Here is an 18,973-nt window from a genome sequence, read left to right on the forward strand (position 1 = left end):
CGCCCCAAGCTGTACCGTGACATGATTGAATCGTTTCAATCATGGTGAACGCCGGAACGCTAAGTCCGCCGTGACAGGCGCGTCAAGATCTCCGACAGCGACAAGGGGGGCCTTTTAGCGGCGGCCGCCGCCCGACCTTCCGCCGTCCGCCTCCGGTCCGCGCCGCGGGCCGCGTCCGCACCGCACCCGGACGGCGGAAGGACGGCGGACCGGGCCGGCGGCCGACCGGCCCCACCGGCGCCACCGGCCCCACCAGCCCGGACAGTGCCCGCACGGGCCCGGAGGCACACAGCGCCCGCACGGGCCCCGCAAGCCCGGGGAACGGCTCCCCGCCGGCGGCGACGGGGCGGCGGGCGAGGGCCGGGAGCAGCGAGCGATCCGGCTCGGGCGCGGATCGGCGGGAGCGCCGGCGGATCCGGCGGCCGGGTCAGCCGCAGTGTCCCGAGTCGTAGCCCCCGGCGTTGCCGATGACGCCGCCCCACTCGATGCACAGGCCGCGGCCGTCCACGTAGACGGGGCCCGCGTACGTGGTGTACTGGCCGTTGTCGCGGTCCGGCGTGGTCTCGTGGCCGACCAGGGCGTTGAGTTCGACGGCCATGTAGACCGGCGCGCCGGGGGTGTTGCGGATGGTCACGGCGCAGTTCTTGCCGGTGGAGCCGTTCCAGGTGACGTAGACGGTCCCGACCCTGCCGACGGGCGTGGCGTCGATGACCTGGTAACCCGGGCCGCACACGCCGTTGTAGGCGGCGGTCGCGGCGGCCGGGGCCGCCGCTGCCGGAGCGGTCGCCGCGACGGTGCCGCCCAGGGTCAGGGCGGTGAGCGCGGTGGCGGTGACGGTCGTACGACGGGACAACTTCATGTTCTTCCCCCTGTGATGACGGTCGACGTGTGCGGCGGACACCCGGTCCGCGGGCGCTCACCGCTCACGTGGAATGAGACCCGGGAACCTCCGCGGCGGTTGTGGAAGCTTTTGTCACTGTCCTGTCACCGCCGCCACGCCGCTCCCACCGCCACGTCGCTCCCACCGCCACGTCGCTCCCACCGCCACGTCGCTCCCACCGCCACGTCGCCGACATCGTCACGTCGTCGGCACCGCCTCATCTCCAGCCGCACCGGGTGGTCCGGTTCGCCGAAAGCGGTGGACGGAGATCACGCGAACGGCAGACTGGTCCCATGACCGCATCGGATCCCAAGGCCGATCTCCGCTTCTATCTGCAGTCCGCCCGCGACGCCCTGCTGTGGAAGCTCGAGGGGCTCCCGGAGTACGACATCCGCCGCCCGTCGACACCGACCGGCACCAACCTCCTGGGTCTGGTGAAACACGCGGCCGGCGTGGAACTGGGCTATCTCGGCGACACCTTCGGACGGCCGTCCGGCGAACCGCTGCCCTGGCTCGAGGACGCCGCCGAGTCCGACGCGGACATGTGGGCCACCGCCGACGAGTCACGCGAGTACATCGTGGACCTCTACCGCCGGGCGTGGGCCCACGCGGACGCGACGATCGACGCGCTGGCGCTGGACACGATCGGCAAGGTGCCGTGGTGGCCCAGCGGCAGGGACGAGGTGACGTTGCATCACGCCGTGGTGCGCGTGATCGCCGATACGCACCGGCACGCCGGCCACGCCGACATCATCCGGGAACTCACGGACGGCGCCGTGGGGATGAGCAAGGGCAACGACAGCATGGCGCCGGGCGGCCCGGAGTGGTGGGAGAAGCATCGAGGCCGGCTGGAGCGCGCGGCGCGGGAAGCCGGCCGGATCAGCCGGGACAGCGGGTGACGTCCGGCCGGCCGCGGCGCGGGACGGCGGATGACGTCTCCGCCGGTCACGGTCCTCGGCCCGCGCCGGGCGCGGGTCTTTACCGCTCGCCGGCGGCGGCACGGCCGGCGGACCGGGCGGGGAACCGCTCACGGCGCTGGGCGGAAAACCGCTCACGGCGCCGGGCGGGGCGCCCGCAGGCGGCTCAGTGGTCGTCCCAGTGGTCCGCGTGGGCGGCGTGCCGGTGGCCGTCGTGCACGTAGTCGACGTGGTCCCCGTGGGGGACGGCGACGTGCCCGCAGCCGGTTTCGTGCTGGTGGTCGTGGCCTTCGTGCGGCGCGTGGCCGGAGGTGGCGCACTCGTCCACGTGGCCGTCGTGATGGCGGTGGAGGTGCCCGTCGTGCACGTAGTCGACGTGGCCCTCGTGGGGGACGGCGACGTGCCCGCAGCCCTCCTCGTGCCGATGGCCGTGGTCCTGGTGGGTGGGGTGCCCGGTGGCGGACGTCATGGTGTGCTCCCGGTGCGGATCGTCCGGGCGGCCGCCCGTCCGGCGGCCACCGCCGCGTACCCCCTCAACGTAGGACGGCGGCGGCCCCCGCGCACGCGCAGCGGACGCGGGCGGCCGAGGCGGCCGTGCCCGCGGGCGACCGGCCCGGGGGCGCACACCGGGCCGGGCGCGGGCGGGGCCGCCGCGGCCTCACGGCAGACCGGCGGCGTCCTCCTCGGGCGAGTCGCCCTTGACCGCCACCAGCACGACGCTGTCGCCGAACTGCCAGACCGGCGTGACGTGGCGGAAACCCGCCTGCCGCAGCAACGCGGCGTGGCGGCCCGCCGTCAGGCCCTCGCCGGCCCCGCCCCCCGAGGAGGCCGTCCGGCGCTGCTCGCGCTCCGCGCACAGGTCGGCCAGTTCCGGGTCCCGGGCCGCCGCGGCCCACCAGGACTGCCAGTCCTCGTGGGCGAGGCCGCCCGTCCGCTCGGCGCGGCGGCGCCCCACGTACGCGGTGATGGCCGCGCACGGCGCCTCGTCCGGCGGGAAGTGGTCGCCGTTGACCAGGACGCCGCCGGGGCGCAGCAGGGCGGCGAGACGGCGGTATGTGTCCCGCAGCACCGGCTCGGGGAGGTAGTGCAGGGCCGTCGTCGAGACGGCGGCGTCCAGGGGGCGGTCCAGGCCGAGGGCGTCGGTCCAGCCCTCCTCGCCGATCACCGTGTCGACGTAACGGGCGGCGTCGGCGTGATGGGTGCGCCCCAGCTCCAGCAGCAGGGGGTCCATGTCGACGGCGACGACCTCCGCGCCCGGCAGGCGGCCGGCGAGCCTGGCGGCCAGGGAACCGGGGCCGCAGCCCAGGTCGAGCAGGAGCGGCCGGGGGCGGCCGGCCGTGACGTGCTCGACGACGTCCGCGATCACGGTGAACCGCTCCTCCCGGGCCACCGCGTAGCGCTCCTGCTGCCTCTCCCAGCGCTCCACCCACGTCCTGGCCGTCGCCATGCTCACGCCCATCTGGTCGCGCCACCTCTTCCGTCTCTCACCTGTGCGCGGACACGGCCGAATCTACAGGTGGAAACGGTTATCAGTTGCCATTCAGGTCAGCGACGCGAGCACGGCCAGCAGACGGTCGACCTCCTCCGCCGTGTTGTACACGTGCAGGCTCACCCGCACCGACCCGTCCCCGTCGTCCGCGCCGGCCTGGCAGAGACTGTCGGCCCGCACCATGAAACCGTGGCTGAAGAGGATGAAGCCCAGGTCGTCGGACGGGATGTCACGGTGCCGGAAGGTGACGATGCCGTGCCGGCGCTGGGCCGCGGGAAGCGCGGAGTCGGCGGCCAGGCTGGCGGGGCAGCCGAGGACCTCGTACGGACCGAGGTGCCGCAGCCGGTCGGTCAGCCGGGTCGTCAGAGCGGCCGTCCAGCGCGCGATCCGGTCCGGGCCGGCCGCGTCGAGCCAGTCGAGCGCGGCCCGCAGCGACACGATGCCCACCGTGTTGGGCGTCCCCTGCCAGCCGGCCGGCCGGAACACCGGACCCCGCGCGTTGCGCGCCCACACCGCTCCCGTCCCGGGCAGGGCCATCGCCTTGTGTCCCGAGAAGACCACGAAGTCGACGTCGAGCGCCGGGTCGCCGAGATCGACGGGCAGGTGGCCGACGCTCTGGGCCGCGTCCAGGCAGATCGGCACGTCCGGGCCGACCGCCGCGCGGATGCGGTGCACGTTCATGTCACCGCCGTAGACGTGGTGGACGTGCGTGGCGGCCACGAACCGGGTCCGCGGTCCGACGGCCTCGCCGAGGGAACGGTGGTCGTAGTCGCCCGAGACCGCCTGGTACGGCAGCGCCCGGACGCGGACGTCGACGCCGCGCTCGGCCAGCAGCCGCCGGGCCTCGAGCCAGGGATCCAGGTTGGCCCGGTGGTCGGCGAACGGCACGAGGATCTCGTCGCCGTCGGCGAGGTACGGAACGAGCCAGTCGCGGGCGACGGTGCGCAGGCCCTCGGTGGTGCCGCTGGTGAAGTGGACGGCGGAGCGGTCCGGTTCGGGATCGCCCAGGAACGCCTTGACCCGCTCCCGGGTCCCCTCCACCAGTTCCGTGGTCCGGTTGGCCCAGGGGTAGGTTCCCCGGCCCGCGTTGGCGTTGGACGTCGTGAGGTAGGCCTGGACGGCCTCCAGTACGGCTCGCGGCTTCTGGGACGTCGCCGCGCTGTCGAGATACGCCAGCTCCGGATGGGCGGTGACGATCGGGAACTGCTCCCTCAGCTCCCGCTGCCAGAGCGCCTGCGCGTCGTGCTCCGTCCCGGGGAGCGGGCGGGCCGCGCTCATGCGCGCACCAGCGGTGCGCCCGCGTCCCGCCAGGCGACGATTCCGCCCGCCAGGCTCCGGACGTCGGGGTGCCCCATCCGGGTCAGCAGCGCGGCGTGGCGGAGCGACTTCTCGCCGACGGGACAGGCCAGCAGGACCGGCGTCCGCTTGCTGAACGGGAGCCCGCCCCGGAGCAGTTCCTCGAACAGCTCGTCGGCGATGTTGACCGAGCCCTCGATGTGCAGGGCGGCGTAGGCGTGCGGGCTGCGCAGGTCGACGACGAGCGGACGGGGGTCCCCCTGCGCGATCCAGCTCCGGGCGTCGCCGACGCCGATGACGCGGGCCTGGGAGCGCGCCTCGGCGTCGGTGGGAACCGGGACGGAGTGCGTCCGGCGCGTCCGGCCCAGGAGTTCCGGGCGGCGCTGACGCACGTAGCTCAGATAACTCTCGGCCCGGTCGCACACGATGAAGACCGCCGTCCGGCGGCGTCCCGGCTCCACCGGCTCCGTGTCGGCCTTCCGCAGATGCCGTACCGCCCCCTGGTAGGCGGCGCCCCCGGTCGGCCCCGACAGCAGTCCGCAGCGGCGGATGAGGGTGACCATCCCGTCGATGGCCTCGTCCGAGGTCACCGACTCGATGGTGTCGTACGTCGCCGGGTCGAACAGGCCGACCTGGTGAACCTCGTCGATGGTGCGGATGCCGGGGATGAAGTCCGACTTGTGGGCGACCAGGCCGAGCACCCGCACCTCCGGGTCGTGTTCGCGCAGGACCCGGGCGACGCCGGTCGACGAACCGGCCGTGCCCACACAGGCGATGAACCAGTCCGGCGCCCGCCCGTCGAGGTCCTTGACTATCTCCGGCCCGGTGCCCGCCGCGTGCGCCTCGACGTTGCGCGGGTTGAAGTACTGGTCGGTGTGCAGGTAGGTGTTCCCCGGCTCGGAGAGCGCCTGGTGGAAGTGGGTCAGCGGATCGTCCGTGTCGGTCGGGTCGAGGCACTCGCTGCGTCCCGGCAGCTCCTCGATCTCGGCGCCGAGGAGCAGGAGCAGTTCCTTGATCTCGGGGACGCGCATCCGGTTGGTGACGCTCTTGAACCTCAGCCCGTGCATGCCGGCCAGCAGGGCGAGGGCCTTGGCCGTGTTGCCGCTGGACAGTTCCACGACCGTCCCGCCTCCGCCGGCCGCGCCCTCCAGGTGGGGCCGGGCCATGTGCCAGGCGGGCCGGTCCTTGACGGACCCGAACGGGTTGAGCATCTCCAGCTTCGCGTAGAGGTCGATGGTGCGCAGCCCGTGCACGGCCGGGTCGATGCGCACCAGCGGGGTGTTCCCGATGGCTTCCGTGATGCTGTCGTACCTCATGCGGGCATTCCCCCCGAGGGTGTGATCGGCCAGTAGTCCTCGTCCAGGCACCAGCGCCAGGAGCCGCCCTCCTGTTCCACCGCGACCGTCCGTGCCAGCGGCTGCCGCTGCGCGTGGTGCGCGTGGAAGTCCATCGCGTAACCGGCGGTGTTGGCGAAGGCCAGCAGGTCGCCCACGCGCGGCAGCCGCGGCAGGAAGACCAGCCGCCGGGTGATCAGGTCCGCCTCCAGGCACAGATTGCCGGCGAGGAAGACCCCGACCGGGCCCTCCCCGTCCTCCCCCGGTCCGCCGCGCGGCAGCAGCACGGGATCCACGAGCACGCCGTGCTCCTCCAGTCCGACGTCCCCGGCGTTCATGCCGAGGCGCACCAGGTACCGGTCCGGCTCCTCGCCCGCCGGCCGTACGTCCAGCACCCGTGCCAGCGACAGCCCGCACTGGTCGACCAGGGAACGGCCCGGCTCGATGTACAGGTCGTGCAGGTGGTCCAGGAGGAGGTCGGCCGGCGGGCGGCCCAGGACCGGTGCGGGCAGCGAGAGCAGTTCGTCGAGGTAGCCGGGGCCGGCGGTGGGACGGTGGCCGGGGTACAGCGCGGCCGCCCCGCGCACCGTGCCGCCCTCGTTGCGTAGTCCGTAGCCGTGACCGCGCCAGGTCAGCGGCGGGCGGCCGCCGAGCACCGCCTCGCTCAGCGCGGTGGTCCAGCGCTCCCACTCCTGCGCGTCGGCGACGTAGCCGACGCCGAATCCACCGCCGATGTCGACGGCACGCGGCGCGAGGCCCCGCGCCCGGCAGGCGTCCAGGAACAGCACGCACTGCTCCAGGGCCCGGACCTTCTCCTCCACGCCGGTGGTGTCCAGGTGGTAGGCGGCGCCGGTCAGCTCGACGGCGTCCGCGTGCCGTTCGAGAGCCGACAGCAGCGCCTCCGCGTCCCGCAGCGGGGTGCCGAAGCGGCTGCGGCGCGAGAGCACCCGGGTGCCCGCTCCCCCGTGCCCGGCGGCCGGCTCGAACGCGGACAGGCGCACCAGCACACCGGTCCGGCCCAGCCCGTGCCTGCGCACCAGGCCGGCCAGCTGTTCCAGCTCGCCGGGCGAGTCGAGGTTCACCGTCGCCCCCACCCGGGCCGCCAGCCACAGGAACTCCGGGTCCTTGGGGCCGGTGGCCATCACCCGGTCCCCGGTGAGGCCGCAGCTCAGCGCGTGCCGGAGCTCCCCCGGCGAGGCGACGTCGACCCCGACGGCGGCCGGGTCCTCGGCCGCCAGCCTGCGCACCAGGGCGCTGGACCGGTTCGCCTTGTGCGCGAAGTACACCCGCCCCTGGAGACGGTGGCGACGGTAGACGGAACGGAAGCGGCGGGCGTTCTCGGCGACGGCCTCGGGCAGCAGCACGTTGAGCGGGGACCCCAGCGCGTCGACGAGCGAGTGCAGAAACGGTACGTCCCCCAGGAGCGAGGCGAGCGGTTCTTCCACCCGCGGCCTCAGGTACAAGGGAACATCCACGTAAGACCCCTCCCCGTGTCGACCGGCCGCCGCTGCGGCAGTCGTTCGGGAGTAGTCGTTTCCACGTACCCGCGCCGCTAAGCCTCGTCCGGCCGCGGGCGCGGGCCCGCGCGCCGGCCCCCGAAGGCGCGGGGGCGCGTGGCGTTCGCCGCCGGCGGCGCGCGGAACGGGCACGCGGCCGGCGGGGGAAGGAGGCGGCAGGCGCGCCCGGGGACGGGGGAGCGGCGCGGGCGGACGCGCACGCGGGCGACCGGGGCGGAGGCAGGCGGCCGGCCGGTCACCCGCGGCGTGTTCCCAGCCGTCGGCGGAGCGCCGCCGTCAGCCGGACCGGCGCCACCCGGAGCACCAGCGTCTTCCCCGGACCGCCCGCGAGCGGCTTGGCGTAGTAGGGGCGGCCCAGCCGGGACGCGCGGAACCAGCGGGTGCCGGCCAGCCCGTCCAGGCGCGGGACGGGTGCCCGGTCGTCCGGGTCGCGCGCGCGGAGGGTCAGCGTCCACCGTCCCGGGGGGAGTTTCCCGACCGGCAGCCGGACGGTGAAATCGGCGGGGCGGCCGTCCGGCGTGCACCGCACGGGCAGCGCGCGCACCGCGCCGGAGTCGTGCTCGGCGCACAGGGCGAGGGGTTCCGGGCCGCGTGCGGCGTCACCGGTGAGGCGTCCGGTGACCACGAGCGTGCCGGGGGCGGACACGTCCCAGGCGGTCCCGGTCACGCGGCACGCCCGCGCCGCCCGGTGCCCGGCCCGCCGGACCTCCAGGCCGAGGTTCCCGTCCGGGGTGGGGAGGAGGCGCGCGACGGTGGGGCGGTGCCCGGGCCGGGCGACGAAGGCCGTCTCCCGCCACGGCGGGGCGGTCCCGGTGCCGTCCCCCTCGGCACGGGGCCGGCGGAGCCTGACGGTCCGGCTGACTCCCTGGGCGCGCACGTCCAGGAAGAGGTCCCACAGGCCGTGGCCCAGAGGGGCGCCCGCGTCCACCGTCCGCAGGTCCACGTCGACGGTGAAGCCGGCCCTGTCGTACGCGCCGTCGCCGGGCAGGTCCGTGACGGTGCGGGCGGTCACGGGCACGCCGACGTCCGGCCGGGTGCCGTCGCGGGAGCGCAGGATCAGACGGGTGCCGGGATCACGGGTGGCGACGTGCTCGATGCGGGCGTGGCCGGCCAGGTGGAGCACGGCGCCGTCGTCCCGCCAGTCCAGGGCGGTCAGGTCGTGGTGGACCGGCAGCCGGCTCGTGACGTCGAAGCAGGCGTCCGGGACACCCTTGGCGGGGTCCCGGAAGTAGGGATGGTTCCAGTGGACGCGGCCCTCGTCGACCACGTGACCGCGCGCCGCGTCCTCCTCGGCGTGCCGGGCCACCTCCATCAGGTCCTCGTAGCGGTCCGCGCGCAGGAGGTGGACCAGCAGCCGGTCGGGCGGGGCGATCTGCCGGAAGACGCCCTCCGTCACGTAGGTCAGCGCCCAGTGCCGGAACTGCGGGTAGAAGCGCTCGCGCGCCGCCTGTTCGTCCTCCAGAGGGAGCAGGGCCCGCAGGGGGCCGCACAGCTCCCACTCCACGTGGCGGCGCATGATCCGGTCCCGGCGCGCGCCGGGCTCCAGGTAGCGGGCGACGGTCTCGAAGCACAGGCGGGTGCCGTCCATGCGGTCGGCGAGGGCGGCGGCGGTGCGGGTGAGGTTGTTGCCGTTGCCCCGGTCGCGCGAGTAGTAGCAGTCGTAGTCGGCGACCACGGAGATGCCGTCGGCGTTGAGGTAGGCGGCGGCGGTGAACGGCTTGTCCTCGCAGTTGCGGTACGGCGGGAACCTCAGGTTCAGCCGTTCGATGAGCGAGCGCCGGAAGAGCTTCCAGCACCCCAGGGTGCGGTAGGCGTGGGAGGAGAAGACGTCGGTCCGGGGCTGGTTGTGCGAGAAGACGGCCGTGGGGACGGCCCGTCCGCCCACCGGGACCATCCTGCCGAGCACCACGTCGGTGCGGTTCTCGTCCGCCGTCGCGACCATGCGGCGCAGCGCGTCCGGCCCCAGGTAGTCGTCGGAGTCGAGGAAGAAGACGTAGTCGCCGCGGGCCAGGTCCAGGCCCGTGTTGCGGGGCCCGCCGGCTCCCCCGCTGTTGGGCTGGTGGACGACGCGCAGGGCGGGACAGCCGCGGGCGAGCCGGTCCAGCTCGGCCCCGGTGCCGTCGGTCGAACCGTCGTCGACCGCGATGATCTCGATCCGGTCGAGGCCGATCGTCTGCTCCATGGCGGACGTGACGCACCTGGTCAGTTCCGGCATGGAGTCGTAGGCGGGGATGATCACGCTGACGCGGGGAGGGTCCGTGCGGGCCATGGCGACTCCCGGGGCGGTGGGGCTGCGCGGAGCCGCGGGGGGCCGCGCCGGCCGCTGTCCTCGTTCCTCGGCTTCCTCGGCGGTCCCGTCGAGTCTGCGCCGCGGCCGGAGCCGGCCGCCGCCGGTGCGGTGCCCCGCTGCGCCATCGGGGTGGGCGGATCACCCGCGCGGCCGGATGCCCGTCCGGCGGGAGGCGTCGCCGGAACGCGGCGTCCGCCCAGGCGCGCCGTGGCCGGCGGGACGCCGAGGAGGGCGCTGCGGCGGGGCCGCTCCGCCCGCGTCCCAGCGCCGGGGAGTGCCCCGTTCGTACCAGTCGTGATGGCGCGCCGCCCGTCCGCGGGCGACGGTGAACACGCCCGCTGTTCGGTTTCACCACCGGCTCACCGTCTGCGAAGGAGTTCCTCATGTCCGAACGCAACACCCTCATGCGCAGCCTGCACGACATCGGGCTGGCAGCGTGGTTCGGTGGCTCTCTGATGGGTGCCGTCGGCCTCAACGGCGCGGCCGAGACCGAGGGCGGAACACGGGCGGCCACCGCCCGGATCTCCTCGGCCGGCTGGGCGAAGTGGACACCGGTCAACGCCGCGGCCATCGGCCTGCACCTGTTCGGCAGCGGCGGCATGCTGGCCTCGGACGCTCCCCGCGTCGCCACCCAGCAGGGCGCGGCGGCCGCCACCCTCGCCAAGACCGTCGTCACCGGGGCGGCCCTGGCCGCCACCGCCTACTCGCGCATCCTCGGCAAGAAGATCGAGCTGGCCTCCTCGGACGACCCCAAGGACGCCGAGAAGGCGGCCAAGCACCCCATCGACACCGACAAGGCCCAGCGCCACCTCTCCTACGCCCAGTGGGCGGTGCCGGCGCTGACCGGCTGCCTCGTGGTGCTCGGCGCCCTGCACGGTGAACAGCAGCGGTACGCCGCGCAGACGCAGGGCATGTGGCAGCGGGCCCGTTCGATGGCGCCGCACATGCCGTCGGTCCCCGACTGGCGTTTCTCGCGCTGAGCGGGCCTCGGGGGGCCTGCCGCCCCGGTGCGCGCGCCGCGTGCCCGGCGGGCGGCGCCCCCGGCTCCGCGCCGCGGCCGTCCGGCGCCTTCCCGGGAGCGCGGTGATGAACACGGTCGAGCTGCTCCTCGACGAGGAGACGGAGCGGCAGGTCCGGCGCGTCTGGGAGCACCTGGCCGCGCGGGGGGAGCCCAGTCAGCGGCACCACGGTCACCCGACGAACCGGCCGCACCTGACCCTGGCCTCGGTCGGCTCCCTGACCCCGGCGGCGCAGGAGGAGCTGCGGGGGCGGCTGGGCGCTCTGGACTGTCCCGCCGTGCTCGACGGGCTCGTGCGCTTCTCCGGCCGCACGCACGTGCTCGCCTGGCGCGTCCGGCGCGTTCCCGAGCTCCTCGCCGTGCACGCCACCGTCCACGAGGTGCTCCTCGCCGCGGGATGCGCGCCGGACCACCCCCTGCTCCTGCCGGAGACCTGGCAGCCGCACATCACGCTCGGCCGCAGCCGCCGGCCGGCCTGGAACGCGCCGGACGACCGGCTTCTGCCGCCCGGCCTGCACGAGCCCGTGCACGGCCGCTTCGTCACCGCACGCGTCTACGACTCGCTCACCCGCACGGTCACCTCGCTCCCGCCCGGGTGAGGGCCGCCGGGCAGCGCCGGCCCGGGGGCGCGGCACGCCCGGGGCGCCGGGCCGGCGGCGGTGAGCGGGCGGTACGGCCCGTCCGCGCCGGTCCCCTCGCCGCCGTCCGCGCCGGTCCCCTCACCGCCGGTCCGGGGCGGCCGCCGACCCGTTCCCCGGCGTCCGTACCGCTCCCCCGCGGCACACGCGCACCGGGCCGTCACACGGTGCCGCGGACCGGGCGCGGTCCGTCTCCCTGGGGCGGCGGTGCGACCGGTACACGCCAATACCGCCGTCGCCGTGTCGCCGGGACGCCGGGCCCGGCCCCTCCGCCGGGCCGGTGTGCCGCACCGGCTCCACCGTGCGCGTACACGTCCGCGGCCGCCCCTCGCGCCTTCGCCGCCGCACCGTCGCGGGAGGCATGCTTTCGGCCGTTCCCGGATCCGGGCACCGTCCCGGGGGAAGACGCCGCGCCCGCCCCGTGCCTAGCCTCCCGGCCCATGCGATCACCCCTGATGAGACGTCTCGGCCTCACCGCCGTCCTCGCCCTCGCCCTCGCCGTGTTCGGCCTGGCCCCCTCCGCGAGCGCGGCCGAGCCCGCCCCCGCCGAGCTGACGTTCGCCACCGACACCGCCACCACCACGCCGGGCGGCACCGTGAACCTGTCGATGACGCTGACGAACAACAAGACCTACGACCTCTGGTTCGTCTACCAGACCATCGACCCCACCTGGCTGACCACGCAGCGCCCCGACCTGAAGTACGCCATCACCGGGTGCAGCCTCGCCACGGCCGCCGGCCCCACCGCCTGCTCCGGCACCGGCCCCACCGACCTCGGCACCAACTACGGCGCCCCCGTCCCGCCCGGCCAGAGCCGGACCGTCACGCTGACGCTGCAGATCGCCGCCGACTCCGGCTGCAACGGCAACATCGGCTTCTACTCGTACTTCTACGCCGAGTTCAGCGACGGCACGAACACCAGCGGCGGCCCGGTCCACACGCCCGAGACGCGCGTCCTCTGCTCCTGACGGCCACACCGGATCAGGCCATGACCTGAAACCGGCCCACGGCGATCCGGCGGGCCGGTCCACGGCGCCGGCGGGCCCCAGCGGCCCGCCGGTGTCCCGTAATACCCCCTCCGACCTGGGCGACAGCCCATGGAGCGGGCGCCGGCCGGGGTCCCCGGCAAGCCGCCGGACCCGCGGCCCGGCCCAGACGACGCCTGAAACACACCCGCTTTTTTTCGTCAGGTTTCGCAGCAGGACCACAAAAGCTGCACAGACGCCTCACTATGTGACGCGACGGATGCGTCGACGACCGGCCTCTGAGGGGGAAGCCGGCGCCGCGCAAGGGGGTGCGTCCGCTCCGCGGAGCAGTGCTCACCCCTGCCCTGGGAGGGGACAGCACCGCATGAAGCGGACCATACGCACCACCCTGCTCACGACGGGCGCGCTCATCGCCGCCCTCGGCACCCCGGCCACGGCGGCCCACGCCGACGCCCCGGCTCCCCGCATCGATCTGCGGGTGCTCGTCGTGAGCGACGGCGGCCCGGCCACCGACGCCATCGCGGCCGAACTGGACACCGCGGGAACCCCGTACACCGAGATCGACCTGACCCGGTCCGACCGGCCCGTGATCGACGCCGGCTACCTCGCGGACACCGTGGACGGCCGGGAGCGCGCCCGGTTCCAGGCGGTCGTGCTGCCCAACGACAACCCGTTCCCGGCGAACTCCCCGGAGATGGCCGCGCTCGTGGCCTACGAGCGGACCTACGACATCCCGCAGGTCGACGCGTACACGTACGCCCGGCCCGAGGCCGGGCTCCGCTACCCGGTCCAGGGCGGCTACTCCGGCAGCGTCGACGGGGTGCGGGCCGAGGTGACCGACGCCGGCCGTTCGGGGCCGTTCGGCTACCTCGACGGTCCGGTGCCGTTCGAGGACAACTCGCCGGACGTGGGCGAGAGTTACGCGTACCTGTCGACCCCGGTGGCCGGCGCCGACTTCACCCCGTACGTCGAGGCGCCGATCCCCGGAACGGCCGGGCGGGGCTCGCTGGTGGGCGAGTACCGGCACGACGGGCGGCGCGAACTCGTCGTCACCTTCGTCTACAACCAATACCAGCAGCAGTTCCGGCTGCTGGCCCGCGGCATCGTCGAGTGGATGACCGGCGGTGTGCACCTGGGCGCCTCCCGCAACTACTTCGCCGTGCACGTCGACGACGTGTTCGCCGCGGACGACCGCTGGAACTCCACCCTCAACTGCACGCCCGGCGACGTGGACTGCACGGACCCGAACGCCGCCCCCGACCCGATCCGCATGACGCCCGAGGACGTCGACCACGCCACCGCCTGGCAGCGCGAGCACGGCTTCGCCCTCGACTTCGCCTACAACGGCGCCGGCAGCGTCGACCACCGCGAGGACAACGCCGGCGCCGACCCGCTCGCCGACAAGCTCATCGCCGAACGCGACGCGTTCCGCTGGATCAACCACACCTATACGCACGCCTTCCTCGGCTGCGAGCAGGACACCACCGTGGTGCCCTGGCGGTGCGCCACCACCGCCGACGGAAGCACCAAATGGGTCGGCCGCGACGATCTCGCCGACGAGATCGCCCACAACCGCGTCTGGGGACAGACCGCCGGACTGCCCCTGGAGAACAGCGAACTGGTCACCGGCGAGCACTCCGGGCTGCGGGTGCTGCCCCAGCAGCCGGCCGACAACCCCAACCTGGCGCTCGCCCTGGCCGACACCGGCATCGCCTGGCTGGGCTCGGACAACTCCCGCGAACCCGACCAGCGCCGGGTCGGTCCCGCCACCACGGTCCCCCGCTACCCGATGAACATCTTCTACAACGCCGGGCGGGCGGCCGAACAGGTCGACGAGTACAACTGGATCTACACCAGCCGCGCCCAGGGCGGCAGCGGCATCTGCGAGGACAACCCGGCCACCACCACCTGCCTGCCCGCCCCGCTGGACCCGGCCACCGGCTACACGGACCACATCGTGCCCCTGGAGCGGCGGATCGCCCTCGGCCACGTCCTCGCCAACGACCCCAGGCCGCACTTCATCCACCAGTCGAACCTGGCCGAGGACCGCATCGCCTACCCGGTCCTGGACGGCGTGCTCGACACCTACGACACGCTCTTCGCGGAGAACACCCCGGTGGTCAACCCGCGGATGAAGGACATCGGGAGCGAACTGCAGCGGCGCGCCGCGTGGCGCGCGGCCGTGCGGGACGGACAGGTCACCGCCTACCGCGTCGGCGGCACCGTCACCGTCGAGGGCCCGGACGGCGTGGCGGTCCCCGCGACCATGCCCGAGGGCACCACGCGGGCCGGCTCCGCCTTCGGCGAGGCCTACGCGGGCGGACGGTCCGGCTGGACGGCCGCCGCGACCGCGCCGCTCACCCTCGCCCTGCCGCCGTCCGCCGCCTCCCCCACGGCCACCGGCGCGGGCGGCTCCGCACCGGCCACCGCCCCGGCGCCGGGCACCCGCGTGCCCGAGGGCGTGGCCGAGCCGGTTCCCCCCGCCGCGGGGAGCTGACCGGCGCACCGGCAGCGAGGTCCCGGCCGGCGCCCCCGGCCGGGACCGGCACGACCACCTCACACCCCGGCCGTGGAGCACACCGATGCCCGCTCACCACGGCGCGCGACGCCCCGGCGCGACGCGCGTCACCCTGCTCACCGAAGGCACCTACCCGCACAGTCACGGCGGTGTGAGCGTCTGGTGCGACCAGCTCGTCACCGGCATGCCCGACATCGACTTCGACGTCATCGCCGTCACCGGCACCGGGCGCGAGCCGATCGTGTGGGACCTGCCGGGGCACGTCTCCGGCGTCCTGTCCGTACCCATGTGGGGCGAGGCCCCGGCGGGCCGCCCGCCCCGCGGCCGTGCCCGCCGCCGCCTCGCCGACGCCTACGAGCGGTTCCTGACCGCGCTGGTCGACGCCCGCGCCGAGGACGGTTTCGCGCCCGCCCTGTACGCCCTGGCGCGGGCGGCGGCGGACGGACTGCTCAGCCCCTTCCTGCGCGGCGACACCGCGATCGAGATCCTGACCGCCGTGTGGACGCGTCCGGGGCTGACCGTGCGCGAGGCGGGGCCGACCCTGCACGACGCGCTCACCGCCACCGCCCTGCTCGAGCACGCCCTGCGCCCCCTGGCCGCGCCACCGCCCGAGGACGGGGTCGCGCACGCCGTCAGCGGCGGCGTCGCCGTACTGCCGGGACTGGCGGCCCTGGAACGGCACGGTGTTCCGCTGCTGCTGACCGAACACGGCGTCTACCTGCGCGAACGCTACCTCGGCCACCGCACCGCGCCCTACCGCTGGCCGGTCAAGGCGGTGATCCTGGGATTCTTCCGGCTGCTGGCGGAGGAGAGCTACCGCCGGGCGGCGCTGATCACCCCCGGCAACCGCTACAACCGGCTGTGGGAGGAGCAGGGCGGCGCCGACCCGGCGTCGATCCGCACGGTCTACAACGGCGTCGACCCCGCCGCCTTCCCCCCGGCCGGCCCCGAGCCCGAGACCCTCACCCTCAGCTGGGCCGGACGCGTCGACCCGATCAAGGACCTGGAGACCCTCATCCGCGCCTTCGCCCTCGTCCGGGCCCGGCTGCCCGAGGTGCGGCTGCGGTTGTTCGGCGGGACGCCCCGGGGCGGGGAGGGCTACCGGGAGCGCTGCGAGGCCCTGGCCGCGGAGCTGGGCCACGCCGACGCCGTGACGTTCGAGGGCCGCGTCGACGACATCAAGGACGCCTACGCGGCCGGCAACGTCGTGATGCTGTCCAGCATCAGCGAGGGCTTCCCGTTCACCCTGATCGAGGCCATGTCGTGCGGGCGGGCGACCGTCTCCACCGACGTGGGCGGCGTACGGGAGGCCGTCGGCGACACCGGACTGGTGGTGCCGCCGCGCGACCCGGCCGCGATGGCCGCCGCCGCGCTGGAGCTGCTGGGCGATCCCGCGCGGCGCCGGGCGATGGGCGAGGCGGCCCGCCTGCGGGTGATCGAGCAGTTCACCCTGCGGCAGACCATCGACACCTTCCGCGCCATCTACCACGAACTGTCCGCGGGGCGGGACAGGGCCCCCGCCCCGGCCGCCGTGCCCGTCGCGGCGGCCGCCGGCACGAGGAGCCTGGCCGGATGAGCGGGCCGATGTCCCTCGAACCCGGCGGCGCCGAGCAGGACACGCTGGCGCTGCGGCTGGCCCGGCCGCGCCGCCGCCCCCGCTGGGCCCTGGACGACACCACGCTCGCGATCCGGCTGCCCCGGCAGGGTCCCGACGAGGAGGCGGTCAGCGCGCTCGCCGCCGAACTCGCCGACCGTGTCGGCCCCGCAGTCCACCCCTACGAGGTGGCCGCGCTGCTGGAGGCGGAGGGCCTGTCCGCCACCCTGGTCAGGGAGCGGTACGGCCATCCGAACCTGTTCTCGCTGGCGTCCGCGCTGTACGAGCGGGTACCCCGGACCTTTCCCGAGCCGCCCGCCGCGGCCGACCCCTGGCGGCCGGACACCGTGCGCTGTCTGCTGCGGGGGGTGCTGTTCGCGCTGCCGGCCCTGGCCTACCTGCTCACCGCCCCGCTGTGGCGCGTCGACCGGCACGCTCCCGTCCTGATCGTGGCGGGTGTCGTCTCCTGGGCGTGGGGGCAGGCGCTGGGCCACCGGGCGCACCTCAGGCTGGTGACCGGGCGCCGGGAGGCGGCCCGCACCCTGCTGACCGGGTCCGTGTCGGGCGCGGCGGTGGCCACGGGTCTCGCCGCGCTGCCCGCCGGGGGCGGCCCGGTGACCGCGGTGGCGGCCGTGCAGTCGCTGTACCTGGCCGCGGCGGGCGTACTGCTGGTGCTGGGCCGGGAGCGGCTGCTGCTGGCCGCGCTCAGCCCGCTGATCGCCGGCGCCGCGGTGCTGCCGTGGGGGGAGCCCGGCCCCCTGCTGCGGGCGGGCCTGCCCCTGCTGGCGCTGCTGGCGGTGCTCGCCGCCACCGCCCGGGTCCTGCGGGCCGGCCTCGCCGCCCCGGCCGCGCCCGGCGGCCCCCGGCCGAGAGCGGCCTCCTCCCTCCCCTACGGCCTGTTCGGGCTGGCCGCGGCGGTGCTCGTCATGCTGGAGGGCCGGCGGCAGCCGTACGCGGTGATCGCGCTGACCTTGAGCATGGGCCCGGCCGAGTGGCTGCTGTACCGCTATCGCGGCTGGTCGGTCGCCGCGCTGCGGGTCAGCGCGACGCCCGGGGCGTTCCTGCTCCGCTCGGCCGCCGTCCTCGGCCTGTGCCTGTCCGCCTACCTCCTGCTGCTGCTGCCCCCGGCCCTGCTCACCGGCTCCGACCCGGCCGCGCTGCTGCTGCTCGCGGCGGCCCTGTGGACCGCCCTGCTCCTCCAGGCGTTCGGGGTGGCCTGGCCGCCGGCCGTGCTCTGCCTGCTGGCCGCGGGCGGCGCCGGGGCGGCCGCCCGGCTCGACCTGCCGCCGGGCCCGGCCGCGCTGCCCCTGGCCTGCGGCGTGGCCGCGGCCTGTCTGGCGGCCTGCGCGATCCGCCTGCTCGGCAGGCCCTCCCCGCACGTGTGACCGCCCGCGCGACCCCACCGGGCGCGCCACCGCCCCCGGTGCCCCGGCACCCCGCCGCACGACCGGACGAAAGGACACCAGAGTTGACCTCCGCACCACTCGCCGCCGTCACCGGAGCCGAGGGATTCATCGGCTCGCACCTCACCGAGGCGCTCGTCGCCTCCGGCCACCGCGTCAGAGCCATGGCCCAGTACAACTCCTTCTCCTCCTACGGCTGGCTGGAGACCCTGCCCGCCGACGTCCTCGACCAGGTGGAGATCGTCCTGGGCGACGTGCGCGACCCCGGTTCGGTGCGCGCCCTGCTCGACGGCGCCGACTGCGCCTACCACCTGGCCGCGCTCATCGCGATCCCGTACTCCTACCGGGCCCCGCACAGCTACGTGGAGACCAACGTCACCGGCACGCTCAACGTGCTGGAGGCGGTGCGCGCACTGGGCACGCCGCGCCTGGTGCACACCTCGACCAGCGAGACGTACGGCACCGCGCAGACCGTGCCGATCACCGAGGACCACCCCATCAACACCCAGTCGCCGTACGCCGCTTCGAAGGCCGGCGGGGACCGGCTGGCCGACAGCTACCACGCCAGTTTCGGCACGCCCGTGGTGACGCTGCGGCCGTTCAACACCTTCGGGCCGCGGCAGTCGATGCGCGCGGTGATCCCCACCGTCATCGGGCAGGTGGCGGCCGGGCAGCGCACCCTCACCCTCGGCGACCTGCGCCCCACCCGGGACTTCACCTTCGTCGAGGACACCGCGCAGGCGTTCCTCGCGGTGGGCACCGCACCGGCGGAGCGGGTCGTGGGCCGCACCTTCAACGCCGGGACCGGCGGGGAGATCTCCGTCGGCGACCTGGTCGCGCTGATCGGCAAGGTCATGGACGCCCCGCTGGACGTGCGCGAGGACCCCGAGCGCCTGCGGCCCGCCCACTCCGAGGTGCTGCGGCTGGTCGCCGACGCGACCCGGCTGACGGCGGCGACCGGCTGGCAGCCCCGCCACACCCTGGAGGACGGGCTCGCGCGGACCGCGCGGTGGTTCGTCGACCCGGCCAACCTGGCCCGCTACAAGACCGGCATCTACAACATCTGACCCGACCGGCACGTATCCGCAGGAGG

At 75.0% G+C, this 18,973-nt stretch carries 15 protein-coding genes; 8 read left to right on the top strand and 7 right to left on the bottom strand.

Annotated features, from left to right (window positions below; all coding sequences use genetic code 11):
- Positions 1 to 427 precede the first annotated feature (427 nt).
- On the bottom strand, positions 428 to 859 hold the full coding sequence (locus ABD363_RS24105; protein WP_344607015.1) for a spore-associated protein A: 432 nt from the start codon (positions 857 to 859) through the stop codon (positions 428 to 430).
- Positions 860 to 1,173: 314 nt separating this feature from the next.
- Between ABD363_RS24105 and ABD363_RS24110 the strand changes: the two genes are divergently transcribed.
- Positions 1,174 to 1,779 carry a DinB family protein gene (locus ABD363_RS24110; protein ID WP_344607017.1) on the top strand — a complete coding sequence of 202 codons (606 nt, stop codon included), beginning with the start codon at positions 1,174 to 1,176 and terminating at the stop codon, positions 1,777 to 1,779.
- Positions 1,780 to 1,963: 184 nt separating this feature from the next.
- Here the strand turns inward: ABD363_RS24110 and ABD363_RS24115 are convergent, their stop codons facing one another.
- The 6 genes from ABD363_RS24115 to ABD363_RS24140 all read right to left on the bottom strand — a co-directional run bounded on the left by ABD363_RS24115 (position 1,964) and on the right by ABD363_RS24140 (position 9,702).
- On the bottom strand, positions 1,964 to 2,266 hold the full coding sequence (locus tag ABD363_RS24115) for a hypothetical protein (RefSeq protein ID WP_344607019.1): 303 nt from the start codon (positions 2,264 to 2,266) through the stop codon (positions 1,964 to 1,966).
- Positions 2,267 to 2,455: 189 nt separating this feature from the next.
- The gene (locus ABD363_RS24120) at positions 2,456 to 3,256 is read right to left on the bottom strand and encodes a class I SAM-dependent methyltransferase (RefSeq protein ID WP_344607021.1); all 801 of its coding nucleotides are present in this window, start codon (positions 3,254 to 3,256) and stop codon (positions 2,456 to 2,458) included.
- 81 nt (positions 3,257 to 3,337) lie between these two features.
- Positions 3,338 to 4,564, bottom strand: coding sequence for an aminotransferase class V-fold PLP-dependent enzyme (locus ABD363_RS24125; RefSeq protein ID WP_344607023.1), 1,227 nt, complete (start codon positions 4,562 to 4,564; stop codon positions 3,338 to 3,340).
- On the bottom strand, positions 4,561 to 5,898 hold the full coding sequence (locus ABD363_RS24130) for a pyridoxal-phosphate dependent enzyme (protein ID WP_344607025.1): 1,338 nt from the start codon (positions 5,896 to 5,898) through the stop codon (positions 4,561 to 4,563). The genes ABD363_RS24125 and ABD363_RS24130 overlap by 4 nt, the downstream gene beginning before the upstream one ends.
- On the bottom strand, positions 5,895 to 7,391 hold the full coding sequence (locus tag ABD363_RS24135; RefSeq protein WP_344607027.1) for a Y4yA family PLP-dependent enzyme: 1,497 nt from the start codon (positions 7,389 to 7,391) through the stop codon (positions 5,895 to 5,897). The genes ABD363_RS24130 and ABD363_RS24135 overlap by 4 nt, the downstream gene beginning before the upstream one ends.
- 277 nt (positions 7,392 to 7,668) lie before the next feature.
- Entirely contained in the window at positions 7,669 to 9,702 is a 2,034-nt protein-coding gene (locus ABD363_RS24140; RefSeq protein ID WP_344607029.1) for a glycosyltransferase family 2 protein, read from the bottom strand.
- Between the two features lie 404 nt (positions 9,703 to 10,106).
- On the opposite strand from ABD363_RS24140, the gene ABD363_RS24145 reads away from it, so the two are divergent.
- From ABD363_RS24145 to ABD363_RS24175, 7 genes are all read left to right on the top strand, one after another.
- Positions 10,107 to 10,703 carry a hypothetical protein gene (locus tag ABD363_RS24145; RefSeq protein WP_344607031.1) on the top strand — a complete coding sequence of 199 codons (597 nt, stop codon included), beginning with the start codon at positions 10,107 to 10,109 and terminating at the stop codon, positions 10,701 to 10,703.
- Positions 10,704 to 10,809: 106 nt separating this feature from the next.
- Positions 10,810 to 11,340, top strand: a complete 531-nt coding sequence (locus tag ABD363_RS24150) for a 2'-5' RNA ligase family protein (RefSeq protein ID WP_344607033.1) — start codon at positions 10,810 to 10,812, stop codon at positions 11,338 to 11,340.
- Positions 11,341 to 11,819: 479 nt separating this feature from the next.
- On the top strand, positions 11,820 to 12,347 hold the full coding sequence (locus tag ABD363_RS24155; RefSeq protein WP_344607035.1) for a hypothetical protein: 528 nt from the start codon (positions 11,820 to 11,822) through the stop codon (positions 12,345 to 12,347).
- Positions 12,348 to 12,729: 382 nt separating this feature from the next.
- Complete coding sequence (locus tag ABD363_RS24160) at positions 12,730 to 14,862, top strand: hypothetical protein (RefSeq protein WP_344607037.1); 2,133 nt, start codon at positions 12,730 to 12,732, stop codon at positions 14,860 to 14,862.
- Positions 14,863 to 14,947: 85 nt separating this feature from the next.
- Positions 14,948 to 16,459 carry a GT4 family glycosyltransferase PelF gene (gene pelF, locus ABD363_RS24165; protein WP_344607039.1) on the top strand — a complete coding sequence of 504 codons (1,512 nt, stop codon included), beginning with the start codon at positions 14,948 to 14,950 and terminating at the stop codon, positions 16,457 to 16,459.
- Complete coding sequence (locus ABD363_RS24170; RefSeq protein WP_344607041.1) at positions 16,456 to 17,862, top strand: hypothetical protein; 1,407 nt, start codon at positions 16,456 to 16,458, stop codon at positions 17,860 to 17,862. Before pelF ends, ABD363_RS24170 begins: the two co-directional genes overlap by 4 nt.
- An 83-nt stretch (positions 17,863 to 17,945) precedes the next feature.
- Positions 17,946 to 18,947 carry a GDP-mannose 4,6-dehydratase gene (locus tag ABD363_RS24175; protein ID WP_344607043.1) on the top strand — a complete coding sequence of 334 codons (1,002 nt, stop codon included), beginning with the start codon at positions 17,946 to 17,948 and terminating at the stop codon, positions 18,945 to 18,947.
- The last annotated feature ends 26 nt before the right edge of the window (positions 18,948 to 18,973 follow it).

This window comes from Streptomyces glaucus (assembly GCF_039533365.1).
Lineage (GTDB): Bacteria > Actinomycetota > Actinomycetes > Streptomycetales > Streptomycetaceae > Streptomyces > Streptomyces glaucus.

Excerpts from the sequence above, each read along its gene's own strand:
- ABD363_RS24105 (WP_344607015.1), bottom strand. The coding sequence starts at position 859 with ATGAAGTTGTCCCGTCGTACGACCGTCACCGCCACCGCGCTCACCGCC.
- ABD363_RS24110 (WP_344607017.1), top strand. The coding sequence starts at position 1,174 with ATGACCGCATCGGATCCCAAGGCCGATCTCCGCTTCTATCTGCAGTCC.
- ABD363_RS24115 (WP_344607019.1), bottom strand. The coding sequence starts at position 2,266 with ATGACGTCCGCCACCGGGCACCCCACCCACCAGGACCACGGCCATCGG.
- ABD363_RS24120 (WP_344607021.1), bottom strand. The coding sequence starts at position 3,256 with ATGGGCGTGAGCATGGCGACGGCCAGGACGTGGGTGGAGCGCTGGGAG.
- ABD363_RS24125 (WP_344607023.1), bottom strand. The coding sequence starts at position 4,564 with ATGAGCGCGGCCCGCCCGCTCCCCGGGACGGAGCACGACGCGCAGGCG.
- ABD363_RS24130 (WP_344607025.1), bottom strand. The coding sequence starts at position 5,898 with ATGAGGTACGACAGCATCACGGAAGCCATCGGGAACACCCCGCTGGTG.
- ABD363_RS24140 (WP_344607029.1), bottom strand. The coding sequence starts at position 9,702 with ATGGCCCGCACGGACCCTCCCCGCGTCAGCGTGATCATCCCCGCCTAC.
- ABD363_RS24145 (WP_344607031.1), top strand. The coding sequence starts at position 10,107 with ATGTCCGAACGCAACACCCTCATGCGCAGCCTGCACGACATCGGGCTG.
- ABD363_RS24150 (WP_344607033.1), top strand. The coding sequence starts at position 10,810 with ATGAACACGGTCGAGCTGCTCCTCGACGAGGAGACGGAGCGGCAGGTC.
- ABD363_RS24155 (WP_344607035.1), top strand. The coding sequence starts at position 11,820 with ATGCGATCACCCCTGATGAGACGTCTCGGCCTCACCGCCGTCCTCGCC.
- ABD363_RS24160 (WP_344607037.1), top strand. The coding sequence starts at position 12,730 with ATGAAGCGGACCATACGCACCACCCTGCTCACGACGGGCGCGCTCATC.
- pelF (WP_344607039.1), top strand. The coding sequence starts at position 14,948 with ATGCCCGCTCACCACGGCGCGCGACGCCCCGGCGCGACGCGCGTCACC.
- ABD363_RS24170 (WP_344607041.1), top strand. The coding sequence starts at position 16,456 with ATGAGCGGGCCGATGTCCCTCGAACCCGGCGGCGCCGAGCAGGACACG.